This window comes from Peribacillus sp. NPDC097284, from assembly GCF_044761765.1.
Taxonomy (GTDB): domain Bacteria; phylum Bacillota; class Bacilli; order Bacillales; family DSM-1321; genus Peribacillus.
Map to the genome: position 1 here is coordinate 102,785 of NZ_JBIWCZ010000007.1, position 14,009 is coordinate 116,793.

The window sequence follows — 14,009 nt, forward strand, 5'->3', positions numbered from 1 at the left end:
ACATTTTTCCCATTATCCTTTTCCATACAAAGTGCCTACAATATTTCTCCCTTTCATGCCTAGTCTTTTCTTTTTCCATACCCTTTACCCACATTTATAAATCAATATACACCTGAAAAAGGCATGAAACCAATAAAAACGGGTATATAACCTATAATGACAAATTATGGGGAGAGATGATCTTAGATGAAACAATTAAAACGTATCGTCGCCGCTTATGATGGAAATGAAGAGAGCAACCGCGCCGTGGAATATGGAGCTTCATTAAAAAAGGCCTTTCCGGAAGCTGAATTGACCATTGTTCAAGTTCTGAATCCAAAAGGTGAAAGCCGTATCCTCGAGAGTGCATCCGCTCCTGGGTTCGTACCGGCAGCAGGATTTTATGTCGACCCTTCACAAACGCATCCCGTAACAGAAGTAGAACAACAAAGTCAAATGCACATGAACGATACTCCCACCGTTCATGAAAACAATGTGAGGATGGCTGAAAGCAATATGATGAGGTTGCTCAGTGAATGCCAGGTTAATGGAAATATCGAGATTTTAGAGGGAAATGCCACGGATAGCATATGTGACTATGCAAAGCGGACGAACGCCGATTTAATCATCGTCGGCAACAGTGCAAAAAGCGGCCTGGAAAAGTTCTTCCTCGGAAGCACCAGCAGTTCCATAGCCAAGCAGGCACCATGCTCGGTATTTATTGCAAAATAATGGAGAAAAGGACCGGCTCATAATCGAGCCGGCCCTTTTAAAAGGTCTGTCTTTAGATGGCTTTCTTCAACAAGACATTCGAAGCAGCCGAATAGAGCACCATTACCACGATTGCTGATAAAATAAAACTAAACAGCATATATGTCCCATTGTAAATCAAGGAATAGAGGACGACTGGTTGCCCGTCTGGCGCATATTCCCCAAAGAAAACGATACCTGCTGTAAAATGGCAAAGAAACCTCAGGAAGCTCCCCACAAACATGCCACAAACCGCATATATATCCCCTCTTAACCGTTTTCCCCCTTTACGGTTATTCACAAATTTATTCATGAACAACCCGGATAATCCCACGGCGGTAAAAGCAAGGAAATATTCGATAAATCCTTGAAGCGGCGTTGCCAGAAATGCCAAACCAGTGGCAATCTGCAAAAGCCCCAATAGTAAACCGGTGGCCATTCCGCCCTTGATTCCCCAACGATAGGCCATTAAGAATATCGGTACCATGGCAATGGAAATCGATCCCCCCTGTGGCCATATCCTTGCAAAGACAAAACCGGAGACTATATCCAGCAGTAATGCCAATGCAGAAAAAATCGCGACCTCTGTCATGAATAATGTTTTATGTTTCATCATCTCTCACCCTTCTCCACGTGCAAAAGTGCCCATGAGTCCCGTGTCGCTTTTTCGGCATGCAAAAAAGCAACACCAGGGCGGTAATGGATGCCCAGTATTGCTATCCAAAACCACATCCCTACGCTAGTACTAACTAACAGGTTCATAGGGTCTGAACTCAACCGTTCACTCTCAGCCATCTTGGCTCCCCTTGTGGAAGTATTTAATTTTTGTTCCTCGGTTAGAATATACTACTAGTTTCTCTAATTGACAAGTAAATAACACGATTATATCCACGAGCGTTTTTCCCTATTACTGGTTATATTTTTTCATCCAGCCAACTTCTTTACATGGCCTCAATACACATGCCATATGCCAAGTTAGATGGATAAAGACGACAATTTTTCTATAGACTCACTAGGGTTCAATTTGATATCTTTATAAAGGTTATTTTGCACGAGGGGGAAAAGACATGGATAAACATTCAATTTCTGCTGAAAAGGGCGCCTATATCAGTATAGCCGCATACATATTCTTGTCGGCCCTCAAATTAACGTTTGGTTACTTTGGAGACTCGAAAGGACTTTGGGCAGATGGTTTAAACAACACGACCGATATCATTGCCTCTGTCGCTGTATTAATAGGCTTAAAAATATCAAGGCGACCACCTGATAATAATCATTCATACGGTCATCTGAGAGCTGAAACCGTAGCGTCTCTGGTTGCCGCCTTCATTATGATCACCGTCGGATTACAGGTCATATACAGCGCCATCGAATCATTCTTTTCGCAGGATGCGACAGTTGTACCGAATATGTTCACAGCTTATGTCGCTTTATTCTCCGCCATCTTCATGTACGGGGTTTATCGTTACAACTTGGCTTTAAGCAAAAAAATAAACAGCGCCTCCATCCATGCTGTCGCACAGGACAACCGTTCTGATGCTCTTGTCAGTATCGGTGCTTTCGTAGGTATTATCGGTACCACAATCGGCATAGACTGGTTGGATGCGGTTGCGGCTTTAGTGGTAGGTCTGATGATCTGCAAAACGGCTTGGGATATTTTCCACGACGCTTCACTTTCCTTGACCGACGGTTTCGATGAACAGCATCTCCAACAAATAGGTCAAACCATCCTGTTGACGGATGGGGTGAAAGACATGAGTGAAATTAAAGCTCGGATGCATGGGAATGAAATTCTGGTTGAAACAACCGTGCATGTCAATCCGCTCTTGACCGTCATCCAAAGTCATGACATTACAGTGAAGGTTGAAGAAAACTTATTAAAGGAACATGACATCAAACATGTCATTGTCCATATCGAACCCTATACATTTCAAAAAAAAGGTACCCGTCAATAATGAACGGTGCCTTTTTTATATGTGTAAACCCCCTATTAATACAATGTTTACCTAATATAAACAAAGCCTTTCCCCTTTTACCGATCATTTACCGCATGAATGAGTATTTAAAGAACGCTTTCAATCTGTTATTATTAAAACCATATATTACATTTTGGAATTATATTCTAATTCATTCATAATTAAGTAAGATAAATTCATTTTCCTACACATGGAGGGCAAAATGGTATTGAATCGAGAAATGACTCTTCACTTCCTATCTTCTCATAAAACTACTATCCTTACCGAATGGAAAGAGCGATTAAAGCATTTGTCAGATGGCTATATAGAATATTTTGAAGAAGAAATAGAAAAAATTCTAAATTCACTGATGAAACAACTGAAAAATACAGATACTAACATAGATGATATGCTGAAGGATTTAGGGGAAAAGATTTCAGCCGGCCGGGTTAAACAGCATTTGAATATGGATATGTTCTTTTCCATAACCTCTACCGGAAGATCGATCATCATTGATCAATTTCTCTCTTACGAAGCCATCAAAGGAGAACTATCTGCGGTTATCCACCAAATAAATGCGTACTTCGATAAACTCATTTATTTCGCTTTATCCAGTTATACCGATTTAAAGACGAAGCAGGTTGCGGAGCAATATCAGCTGATCAATCCAAATCATAAAGACCGTTTGACCCTTTTAGGCCAGATGACATCAAGTTTTGTCCATGAGTTCCGGAATCCCCTTACTTCCATCATGGGTTTCATTCAATTATTACAAGCCGAACAGCCAGAGATTAAGTATCTGGACATCATTTCAAAGGAATTGGATCAGCTTAATTATCGGATTACACAATTTCTTAACCTTTCAAAGAGGGAAACGGATACTACACAAATTGAAATATTTCCAATCGCCCCCCTGGTAGATGAAGTGATTGAATTCCTATACCCTAGCATCTTGGAAGTAAATGCTTCCGTCTCCTGTAATATTGAGGGCGAAGCCCAGTTGGCCGGCTCCAAGGAGGAATTCAGGCAAGTGTTACTCAATATCATATTGAATGCCCTGGATGTAGTTACGGAAACGCCAAATCCATCCATAGACATTTCCGGTTCGGTAGCATCAGGTTTCCTAACCTTGAATATTTCTAATAACGGTCCAAAGATACCTTCCGAGGTGCTTCCTAGCATCTTTGAACCCTTCATCACAACGAAAAAAAGGGGCACAGGGTTGGGACTATTCGTTTGCAAGGAAATCATCCTCAAGCATCAAGGGACCTTGACTTGTCATTCAACGGACTTCTTAACTACATTCTCCATACGCGTAAAAACAAAATCATAAGTAAAAGTCACCAAATCACGGGGAAGTAGTGTGTAATTTTTGACTGATTCCCTGATAGTTCCTTATACTATAATTAGGTGACTTGTATAATCGTGATGAATAAATCTACAGATTCGTAAAGAAAAGCTCGAAGACATTCATTTCAAGATCATTCCATCTACTTTTTTTACAGTCATTATACATTTTATTCATTTTTGTTTTTGGGAGGTGACTGGGATAATTCACCCGTTTGGTGCAAGTAAACGGTTTAATTACATCCCTCACTATTGGACATATTTAGTTTAGCCTTAGTCATTATCTTAATCGCTTTAACCGCCTTTTTTGTTGCTTCCGAGTTTTCAATCATTAGGGTACGAAGCTCGCGAATCGACCAATTGATAGAAGAAGGAAACAGGAAAGCCTTAGCTGCAAAAAAGGTGACATCAGATCTCGATGAGTACCTATCGGCAACGCAGCTCGGCATTACCGTGACCGCCCTTGGACTTGGGTGGCTTGGGCAACCGACAATCTATAAATTGATAGAACCTTTATTCGAACTATTACATATTCCGAACAACGTGGCAGGTATTCTGTCCTTTATCATTGCATTTTCCCTAATGACCTTCTTGAATGTCGTCGTAGGTGAACTCGCACCTAAAACGGTTGCCATCCAAAAAGCGGAAGAGGTGGCCTTGGCCATCGCCAAACCTCTGATCCTTTTCCATAAGATCGCGTTCCCGTTCATCTGGTTATTGAATCATTCCTCTCGGTTTGTCGTTGGATTATTCGGCTTCAAATCCGCTTCGGAAAGCGAGCTTGCTCACACGGAGGAAGAATTGCGTTTCATCCTTTCGGACAGCTATAAAAGCGGGGAAATCAATCAATCTGAATTCAAATATGTAAGCAATATATTTGATTTTGATGACCGGGTAGCCAAGGAAATCATGGTTCCAAGAACAGAAATCCTTACCATTTCCAAAGATGAAACCGTACAAGGTTTCGTCGATGTTGCCAAAACGGAAAAATACACGCGTTACCCCGTTGTCGAAGGTGATAAGGATCATGTGATTGGCTTGGTCAATCTGAAAGAAGTTTTTTCTGACCTAATTAAGGACCGGGATATCCAGTCCAAAACCATTGAACAATATACCCGCCCGATCATTCGGGTCATGGAGAATATACCCATTCACACATTACTGCTAAAGATGCAAAAAGAGCGGATTCACATGGCCATCTTGATGGATGAATATGGTGGTACTTCCGGTCTCGTCACCGTTGAAGATATCCTTGAGGAAATCGTCGGGGAAATTCGTGATGAATTCGATATCGATGAAGTTCCTTCCATTCGTAAGATCAAGGATGGACACTATATCTTGGATTCCAAACTTCTAGTAAAAGACGTGAATGACTTACTTGGCATTCACCTGGATGAAGAGGATGTAGATACAATCGGTGGCTGGATCTTAACGGAAAATTATGATGTACTAGTTGGCGACATCATGGAAAAAGATGGTTTCTGTTTCAAAGTCATTGAGATGGATGAACACGCCATCCGTTTTATTGAAGTGACAAAAAAAGTAGAACAGCTGACACTTGAGGAGAACCTTCCACAAGATTAAGAATAAGAAAAATGGCCCTCGTATTCTTACCGGGGCCATTTTTTTATATTCTTTTATCAGACCCAACCTTTTTGACCGTCACGATTGGCGGCGGGCTCTTTTTCTTCCAAATGATATACAACATGATCAAGACGAATGAAAAACCTGCTACAGGAATCAAATAAGGTGCAGTGATTTCTCTAATTTGTTGCCAATTCTCCCCCAAAATCCGACCCAATGACAAGAACAATATCGTCCAAGGAATGACGGCTGCCACTGTATAAAAAGTGAATGTCCAGGCGGACATCCGGGCAATCCCAGCTGGTATGGAAATGGCATGTCGTACGACAGGAATGAAGCGAGCTGTGAACACCACCCCCACCCCATACCGTTGGAACCATTCTTCGGCCATTATCATATGAGCTTCTTTAATGAATATATATTTTCCATACTTTAAAAGGAATGTCCGTCCTCCATAATAACCAGCCCAATAAAGGAATAATTGGGCAATCGTACCTCCCATCACCCCTGCGATAACGGCACCCAAAAAGTTCATCTTACCCATTCCGATCAAATAGCCACCGTATCCAAGTACGAGCTCACTGGGGATGATTTCCACCATCAACCCCAATAAAATACCGATATATCCCATCTCCGCAAACCAATTCAGTATCTTCATTATCAGCTCTGACATCATGTAATGACTCCCTTTTCCGCTAATTTTGACTTGGTTGTCCTTCTATCCTATTGCGGAAAAATCCGTTCTATTCATTTTCCTGAAAAAAGGAACAGTCAGATTGGGATATGATTTTAGATAACAAAAAAAAGACCAGCTTGTCTTTCCCGGTCTCCTTGTGATTAATATTCTTTTATTTCCTGTTTTTGTACATCGTTTGAAAAAGCAGTTGCGAACTCTAAGGTGAGTAAGGATGAATCAGTGTGAGAAATATTCGTGAAAATCTCCTGACGTGATTTCGTTTTTTGAATATGGACCCCGAGATTTTTGTACTTGTTGATTATTTCATTTTTCATGCTTACCCTCCCTTCCTGCTGTATTCGTTATCCTTTACGTTCCCATTAAAAGTAAGGCTAAAACCTATCTGGATAAATACTCGCCAAAAAGGGTAGATATTCTCATCAATTAACCTGTATCGTTTGTAACTGATGTTCATGCACTTCTTCTTTTTCCACATGCACCTGAATCTTATAAGTTCCCGCCTCGTCAAAGGACACTTTATTTAGATAAGTCCCTTTTCCCTCTTCTTTCGCCTTGGTGAAATAACTTTCTTCACTGCCTTCTTTCCACACCTCAAAATTTACATCTGCATCAGTCAAAGGCTTCCCATCCAAATGCACATTGGCTTCAAAGGTGGAACTGTTCCCCGCCGTCACAGGATTGTTATGAAACTCGATCAAGACATTCGACCTTGGGTGTACCGAGGTGTTTTCACTTTCATTATCAGTAATAACCACTTCTTTTTCCGGCATCACATGTTGATCTTTAGCTGTTACATGGGCAATTACATGATACTTCCCTTGTTCCTTGAAGGTGTGCATCACTTGATATGTCCCGCTTCCCGTATTCTTTGCATCTAACATTTCCCGTTTATCCTGCCCGGATTTCCTCACTTCAAAAAGAACCTCACCAGCTTCATTTACAAGTTGGCTTCCTTCCTTCACTGTGGTTTCAAGGATGACCTCTTTTCCGGATACTAATGTCCCTTTAACGGATATAGTGGCCTCCATGGTTTCAGGTATGGCATTGCTCACTTCTTTATCTTCTGGCTTTTCGGTTTCCTGACATCCTGCTAACGCAAACAATAATATGGCTGACAAATAAAATTTCTTCATCGAAAACTTCCTTCTTTTTCATAATTAACCGATAAGACGGTCGTTTTATACACCATCCTTCCCAGATAACTGAAATATATACATTCTATTAAGTTGCGGTCCGCATCACGGTTACCGAAGTCAGCATCGCCACCGCGATGATGGTCAAAAATGAATAGAAAAACACAGTCAGGTCCACCACGCTCAGGCCCACAATGAGGACACATCCATCTATGAAGAAAATTAACATGCCGGCATTAAGCCCGCTTTTCCTGGAAATGATCTGTGCAAGCATGTCGGTCCCGCCTGTTGATGTACCATACCGGAGCATGAGCCCGATTCCCAGCCCGATTAATCCCCCTCCGATTATGGCACTTATATAGATGGGAAGATTCCAATCGATGACAGCCTCGGAAAAAATATCGATACATAACGAAGAGAAAAGTAGGCCATGCAAACTGTTGAGGAATAGTTTTTTTTCGTAATACCAAGCATATATATATAGGGGAATACTGCTCAGAATAACGCCTAACCCAGTTGGAAGCCCTAGAAAATAATGAATGATTAAACCAATCCCAATCATGCCACCATCCAACAAGTGATAAGGGATGAGAAAAAAATTAATTCCTACGCCCACAAGCAAACTTCCGGCCATTATGGCTGCCATCTTTTCGATGATCATCATGACTTCCACATCCTTTATAATGGATAATCTTGTCCCAATCCTATATCCTATGTACAGAGAAGCTAAAAATTAATAAAAGGCCTTTTTTATTTTTTATAGGCATAGACCTTTAATTTTCTGAATATTCCATTATATAATGGTTATAGGAAAGGAATTGGTCAAAAACCGTCAAATAGTGAAACAAATGAACCTTTTACAAGCCATTTCCACCATTTTGCGAGTATTAGGCAATTTGACTGGATGACTAACTCTTTCTATAATGAAAGTATTTAAATCAATTAAACTGAGGTGATTGGATGGGACATTAAAGAACGTTCGTTGTGACGGACGGACGCTGCTTTGCCTGGCGAAAAAGTGCACGGTATTAAATAATCTTGCTTGCATTTTCCTTGCAAAATTCTTCTATTTCCCGTCTACGTATCGCTAATACACATATACTAGTACTCTATTCATTTAAAAACGGAGTGTAAACTTGCAGCCTTCATGCACGACTCCAGTACGTTTTAGCTATTTAGCACGACAAAAAAAATATACTTGTATATTTTAAAAATGTAGGAGGTGGACTCCTTATTCGTCTCATAGGCGATGTAAGGGAGACTTTTTGGACATAATAAACTTGGTACTTATTGCCATTTTAATTGCTTTAACAGCATTTTTTGTAGCTTCGGAGTTTGCGATTGTTAAAGTGAGGAGCACGAAGATCGATCAATTAATTGAAGAAGGTAAGCCGAATGCCCTAGCAGCAAAGAAGGTCACATCCAATCTCGACGAATACCTGTCAACATGCCAACTGGGAATTACAGTTACGGCATTAGGACTTGGGTGGCTGGGAGAACCGACAGTTGAAAGTATTTTGGGCCCGCTTCTCACTCAATTAAATATCCCTGAATCTGCTTCACATATCCTTTCAATCGCGATTGCCTTTTCTTTGATCACCTTCATTCATGTGGTGGTGGGAGAACTGGCACCAAAGACGATGGCCATTCAAAAAGCAGAGCAAGTAACATTATTCATTGCCAAACCGCTAATTGGATTTAACAAAGTCATGTATCCTTTCATCTGGGTACTTAATGGCTCTGCAAGAGTGCTAACAAAAATGTTTGGATTAAAAGCAGTTTCTGAGCATGACTTGGCTCATACGGAAGAAGAGCTTCGCATCATTGTTTCAGAAAGCTATAAAAGCGGCGAAATTAACCAATCTGAGTTTAAATATGTGAATAAAATTTTTGAATTCGATGATCGCATAGCAAAGGAAATCATGGTTCCTCGTACCGAAATCGCCACGATTTCCAAAGATGATACCATACAGCAGTTTTTTTCCATCATGGCTGAAGAAAACTTCACTCGATACCCAGTTATCGATGGTGATAAAGACCATATCATCGGACTGGTCAATATCAAGGAACTTTTCACGGAAATGATAGACAAGAAAAATCAGGCAACATCTACGATCAATCGTTATGTTCGTCCGATCATTCGTGTCATCGATAGCATCCCCATCCACGATTTACTTTTAAAGATGCAAAAAGAACGTGTACACATGGCAATCCTCATGGATGAATATGGCGGCACATCGGGATTAGTGACCGTTGAAGATATCCTGGAAGAGATTGTCGGTGATATTCGGGATGAGTTCGACTTAGATGAAGTCCCTGACGTTCGTAAAGTGAAAGAAAATCATTATATTATCGATGCAAAGGTATTGGTCAGTGAAATAAATGATTTACTTGGCATCGATATCAACGATGAAGATATCGATACGATGGGTGGCTGGATTCTTACCGAGAACTACGAAGCCAAACAAGGCGATATTCTGAATTATGGACCTTACCATTTTAAAATAAAAGAAATGGAAGACCACCATATCAGCTATATCGAGATTTATAAACCTGCAAAAGCAGTTAGCGAAGTAAAGGAATTTCCTTTAATGTCGCAGACTGAAATCGTTTCTTAATGGAAAACCCCGCCCTAGTTTATTAGGACGGGGTTTTTTCTACCCTACATCATGGCATCTTCCATGATTTCACTTTCATTATGGTACATGAGACAAAAAACTTTCATATTATAGTAAGAAATCCCCCTCTATTTATAGTGATTGAGGTATAGTTCTACCTTTCTTGTTTCATACTGTTAAAGAAACATCATCATAATTAAGGAGTGAAGACTGATGAAAGTTATAACCATTTGCCAGCAATGCAAAGGGAAAGGCAAAACTCGCTATCTACAGTTCTTTTCACGGAACTGCAATCATTGTAAAGGAAAAGGTAAAACGGTTAAAGATATGTCCAATTCAGTAAACTCCATTAAGAATTTCTAACAATGGCTCATATTTTAAAATGATGAAGCTTGATGACACCAGCCCTCTTCAATGTATTATAAACGATGAGAATAGCCGGCCCTAGGAAAAGTCCGATTACCCCCAGCACTTTAAATCCTAAATAAAGACTGACAAGCGACGCTAGCGGGGTTAAACCCATATTTGCTGAATAGATTTTTGGCTCAATGGTCCTCCTGACAACGGTTATGACCAGGAACAAGATGATTAGACCAATGCCAAGGTGATGATTTCCTTGCGTCCATACAATGACAGCCCAAGGAACGAGCACTGACCCTGTTCCCAATATCGGGAGAATATCGACGATGACGATTAAAAGAGCCAAGATCAAGGTGTATTTCACATCTAGGATCCATAGTCCCGCATAGGCCATCAAGAACGTGAATAAACTCAATACAATCTGCGCCCTAAAGAACCCGACAGCCGCCATACTAAGATCTTGATAAACCATGGTGATTTTTTGGTAGGTTGACTCCCTTAAAAAAGAAACTAGCTTTCTCTTCAACATCGGAAGCTCAAGACTGATTAAGAATAAAGCAATTAAATAGATTAAGAAATCTATAAAAAAGGCGGGTACGAGCGTAACAAGCTGAACCATGTCCTGGACAAAGTCCTTCGTAAACCCCTCAAGAGCCATGACCCCTTTTTCCATCGTAAGTTCGATTGACTGAATGAGATTAGGCGGCAACGTTTGGGAATATTGCTCCCATTGCCTGATGACCGGCAAAATTGCCGTGAGATAAATTTCTCGAATTAAAATCGGTAGCTTTTCAGAATGGACGATAATCCGTTTGATTAGAACGGAAAGCGAGAAATAAATCAAGCCGATAAAGCCACCTACATAGATAATGAAGGAAACCAACACGCCCCAGAGGCGATGTACGTTTAACATTTTGCTTATAAAGTTCACTAATCCATCCAATATGATGGCGGTTACTAGAGCAAAAATCAGCGCCCACGAGTAAGGAATCAAGAATATAATCCCTAAAAGGATAGCCGCCTTCCAAAACCAGCGAAAAAACATAGCGAAATTCAATTACTACACCCCCTTGCCCTTTCCTATTTCTCCTATATTTATGAAAGAATCTCCCATATATTTCGGTTATACGTTTTATTTTCTCATTTCAAGGGAAAAGATAAGGAAAGAGATGGAGGGATCGATTATGGATAACTTAAAAAAAGATAAAACTCTGCAGGAACGTAATGATAAATCCAAGGCTTTCAAAGAAAATCAAGAGAAACAACTAGAACGTGATCAGCTTGTCATGCCCATCGACGATTTGCCACTAGAAGACATTAAATACGAAAAAGAAGAAGAACGAAATAAAGAAGAAACCAAACACCGCTCCGCAAGCGAAAGAATTTAACGACAAAAAACCAGCTTCCATGCTGGTTTTTTTAGTTGATATTTTTGTAAGGGGCAAATTGGAAAAAGATAGTTCCCCATGATTTTCAAGACGCTACTTAAAATTTCTGTATGTTTGTCGTATAATACAAAGGGTCATTCTCTTTTTGGCACTTGTTTATGTTCAACTACTCACAAAGTACGACAAATGATACCCCTTACATGTCTTGAAGATAAAATCGGTTATGAGTAAAATGAATCATATGAATCTTTCTTTATCTTAGACTTTTTCAATTTATAAATTATAATGAAGTGGCCGCTCATTATGAAGGAGAATTATATGAAAAACAAACAAAATCAGCTATTCCATCAACATTTACAATTATCCAGAACTATCGTAAAAAATATGAACGAACAGATCACAAGCCTGAATATTTATCATAACCAATGGACAATCTTGAATTATTTAAAGAACTGTGGTTATTCTACCATCAATGACATATCCAATTATCTAGACGTTGATAGCGTGATCATTACCCGTTCCGTGAATAGCATGGAAGAGAACCATATGATCAAACAAGTCCCTGGGAAGGATGAAGAGGAAAAGCGAATTGAACTCACGCCCAGAGGAAAAGAAGTACATATGAAATGCATGAAGATTGCGGATAAGATCGAAGGAAAAGCCTTAGATGGCATTTCCGAAGAGGAGCAGGACTTATTTTTCCAAACACTGCTTAAAATTCTAAATAATATTAGAGATTAATTGCCATCATTCTTTTAAATCCCTTTTATATAAGCGATTCAAAAGCTAGAGCCACGCCTTTTTTAACAGGCGAATCCCTTCTTTGATATCTGATTCAGATAAACCGCCATATCCCATCAAAATGGTTGGATGGTTGTCTTTCTTTGAATGATAAACTGAAGTGGGGTACACCTTCACTCCCTTTCTTTCAGCGGTTTGAATAAGCTCGGCTTCGGATTTATCACTATGGACTTGCACTAGAATATGTAGTCCGGACTTCTCTCCTATTACCGTTATTTGATCATGGAAGGTTTCTTCTAGTTCAGCAAGCAACACTTGATTCTTTTTTCGATACAAGATTCTCATTCTATTCAGATGCCGTTCCCAATGGCCATCTTTTATAAAAAGACAGACCGTTTCTTGGATCATTTTGGAAATGGTCTGTTTGTATCCTTTTAATTTTCTTTGGTAAAGATCGGCTAACTCAGGAGGTAGTACCATATATCCCGCTCTAATCGTGGGAATCAATGATTTAGAAAACGTGCCTAAATAGATTACCCTTCCACCTGTATCCAGACCTTGCAGAGACGGTATAGGTTTGCCTGTATGTCGGAATTCTCCATCATAGTCATCTTCAATAATATAGCCATTCTTTCTACCTGCCCATTTCAATAATTCCACCCTTCGTGATATGGGCATGATCATTCCTAACGGGAATTGGTGAGAAGGGGTAACATAGGCGATATCAGCTTGGCTTTCCTTTAATGATTCCACACACAACCCGCTTTCATCACAAGGAATGAACCTCATCTCAGCTCCCTCCACTTTCAATACTTCTCTCACCCGATGAAACCCGGGGTCTTCCAACCCAAATACTCTCTCCTTGCCAAGAAGAAGCCGCAAAAGATGAATGAAATACTGTGTACCCGCTCCGATGATGATTTGATTAGGGACACACCGCACCCCTCTTGACTGAAAAAGGTAGTCCGCAATTTCGTTCCTAAGACCATGCTCCCCTTGAGGGTCCCCGCTGATGAACATGTCCCTTTCCTGAAGGTACAGCGTATTATTCATGCACTTTTTCCACACGGTATGTGGGAAGGAGTCGATATCCACATGGCCATAATGAAAATCTATCATGTTGGTTACAATTGGCAAAATGGTCTCTGGATTACTAGTCGTGGTTACTTGCTCCATAATGGAAGAAATCCGATCGATTTCCGCTGCGAAATATCCTTTTCTCACCCGGCTCTCCACATACCCTTCCGCGATTAGCTGCTGATAAGCTGAATCCACCGTATTCAAGCCAATACCTAAATGAACGGCTAGCTTTCGTTTTGAGGGTAACTTCATTCCAGCCTTTATTTGCCCATTCTGAATTTCCCTTTTCAAATAGTGATACAGTTGAACATATAATGGTCGATCCTTTGTTTTTTCGAGTTGAAAAGTGATTTCGTACATGGCGCCCACCCCTTTAC

Annotated in this window: 14 protein-coding genes and 1 riboswitch; of the genes, 7 read left to right on the top strand and 7 right to left on the bottom strand. The window is 40.3% G+C overall.

Annotated elements, in window-relative coordinates; genetic code table 11:
• The first annotated feature begins 186 nt into the window (after positions 1–186).
• Complete coding sequence (locus tag ACIQXU_RS14290; protein ID WP_402990262.1) at positions 187–711, top strand: universal stress protein; 525 nt, start codon at positions 187–189, stop codon at positions 709–711.
• A gap of 52 nt (positions 712–763) precedes the next feature.
• On the opposite strand, the gene thiT is transcribed toward ACIQXU_RS14290, so the two are convergent.
• On the bottom strand, positions 764–1,345 hold the full coding sequence (gene thiT / locus ACIQXU_RS14295; protein WP_402867636.1) for an energy-coupled thiamine transporter ThiT: 582 nt from the start codon (positions 1,343–1,345) through the stop codon (positions 764–766).
• 98 nt (positions 1,346–1,443) lie between these two features.
• Positions 1,444–1,546: riboswitch (TPP riboswitch) on the bottom strand.
• Positions 1,547–1,796: 250 nt separating this feature from the next.
• Here thiT and ACIQXU_RS14300 point away from each other — a divergent pair.
• The 3 genes from ACIQXU_RS14300 (at position 1,797) to ACIQXU_RS14310 (ending at position 5,615) form a co-directional block, all read left to right on the top strand.
• Entirely contained in the window at positions 1,797–2,684 is an 888-nt protein-coding gene (locus tag ACIQXU_RS14300; protein WP_402990265.1) for a cation diffusion facilitator family transporter, read from the top strand.
• 223 nt (positions 2,685–2,907) lie between these two features.
• Positions 2,908–4,017: a histidine kinase N-terminal domain-containing protein gene (locus tag ACIQXU_RS14305; protein WP_402867634.1), complete on the top strand. Its 1,110-nt coding sequence runs from the start codon at positions 2,908–2,910 to the stop codon at positions 4,015–4,017.
• Positions 4,018–4,283: 266 nt separating this feature from the next.
• Entirely contained in the window at positions 4,284–5,615 is a 1,332-nt protein-coding gene (locus ACIQXU_RS14310) for a hemolysin family protein (protein WP_402867633.1), read from the top strand.
• Between the two features lie 43 nt (positions 5,616–5,658).
• Here the strand turns inward: ACIQXU_RS14310 and uptA are convergent, their stop codons facing one another.
• The 4 genes from uptA to ACIQXU_RS14330 form a co-directional block, all read right to left on the bottom strand.
• Positions 5,659–6,288 (bottom strand): undecaprenyl phosphate transporter UptA, encoded by a 630-nt coding sequence (gene uptA, locus ACIQXU_RS14315; protein ID WP_402955538.1) that lies wholly within the window; start codon positions 6,286–6,288, stop codon positions 5,659–5,661.
• A 164-nt stretch (positions 6,289–6,452) separates the two neighbouring features.
• Complete coding sequence (locus tag ACIQXU_RS14320; protein ID WP_402867631.1) at positions 6,453–6,626, bottom strand: Lmo0850 family protein; 174 nt, start codon at positions 6,624–6,626, stop codon at positions 6,453–6,455.
• 105 nt (positions 6,627–6,731) lie between these two features.
• Positions 6,732–7,445: a FixH family protein gene (locus tag ACIQXU_RS14325; protein ID WP_402990268.1), complete on the bottom strand. Its 714-nt coding sequence runs from the start codon at positions 7,443–7,445 to the stop codon at positions 6,732–6,734.
• An 88-nt stretch (positions 7,446–7,533) separates the two neighbouring features.
• Positions 7,534–8,109: a YitT family protein gene (locus ACIQXU_RS14330; protein ID WP_402867629.1), complete on the bottom strand. Its 576-nt coding sequence runs from the start codon at positions 8,107–8,109 to the stop codon at positions 7,534–7,536.
• Positions 8,110–8,710: 601 nt separating this feature from the next.
• Here ACIQXU_RS14330 and ACIQXU_RS14335 point away from each other — a divergent pair.
• Positions 8,711–10,063, top strand: a complete 1,353-nt coding sequence (locus ACIQXU_RS14335; RefSeq protein ID WP_402867628.1) for a hemolysin family protein — start codon at positions 8,711–8,713, stop codon at positions 10,061–10,063.
• A gap of 370 nt (positions 10,064–10,433) precedes the next feature.
• Here ACIQXU_RS14335 and ytvI read toward each other — a convergent pair whose 3' ends face one another.
• Positions 10,434–11,480, bottom strand: a complete 1,047-nt coding sequence (gene ytvI / locus ACIQXU_RS14340; RefSeq protein WP_402990271.1) for a sporulation integral membrane protein YtvI — start codon at positions 11,478–11,480, stop codon at positions 10,434–10,436.
• 127 nt (positions 11,481–11,607) lie between these two features.
• Here ytvI and ACIQXU_RS14345 point away from each other — a divergent pair, with 127 nt between their 5' ends.
• Both ACIQXU_RS14345 and ACIQXU_RS14350 read left to right on the top strand, forming a co-directional pair.
• A complete protein-coding gene (locus ACIQXU_RS14345) occupies positions 11,608–11,811 on the top strand; it encodes a hypothetical protein (protein WP_402867626.1) in 204 nt (67 codons plus the stop codon).
• A gap of 318 nt (positions 11,812–12,129) precedes the next feature.
• A complete protein-coding gene (locus ACIQXU_RS14350) occupies positions 12,130–12,552 on the top strand; it encodes a MarR family winged helix-turn-helix transcriptional regulator (RefSeq protein ID WP_402867625.1) in 423 nt (140 codons plus the stop codon).
• Positions 12,553–12,597: 45 nt separating this feature from the next.
• Here the strand turns inward: ACIQXU_RS14350 and pdxR are convergent, their stop codons facing one another.
• The gene (pdxR, locus tag ACIQXU_RS14355; RefSeq protein ID WP_402990274.1) at positions 12,598–13,992 is read right to left on the bottom strand and encodes a MocR-like pyridoxine biosynthesis transcription factor PdxR; all 1,395 of its coding nucleotides are present in this window, start codon (positions 13,990–13,992) and stop codon (positions 12,598–12,600) included.
• Positions 13,993–14,009: the final 17 nt, after the last annotated feature.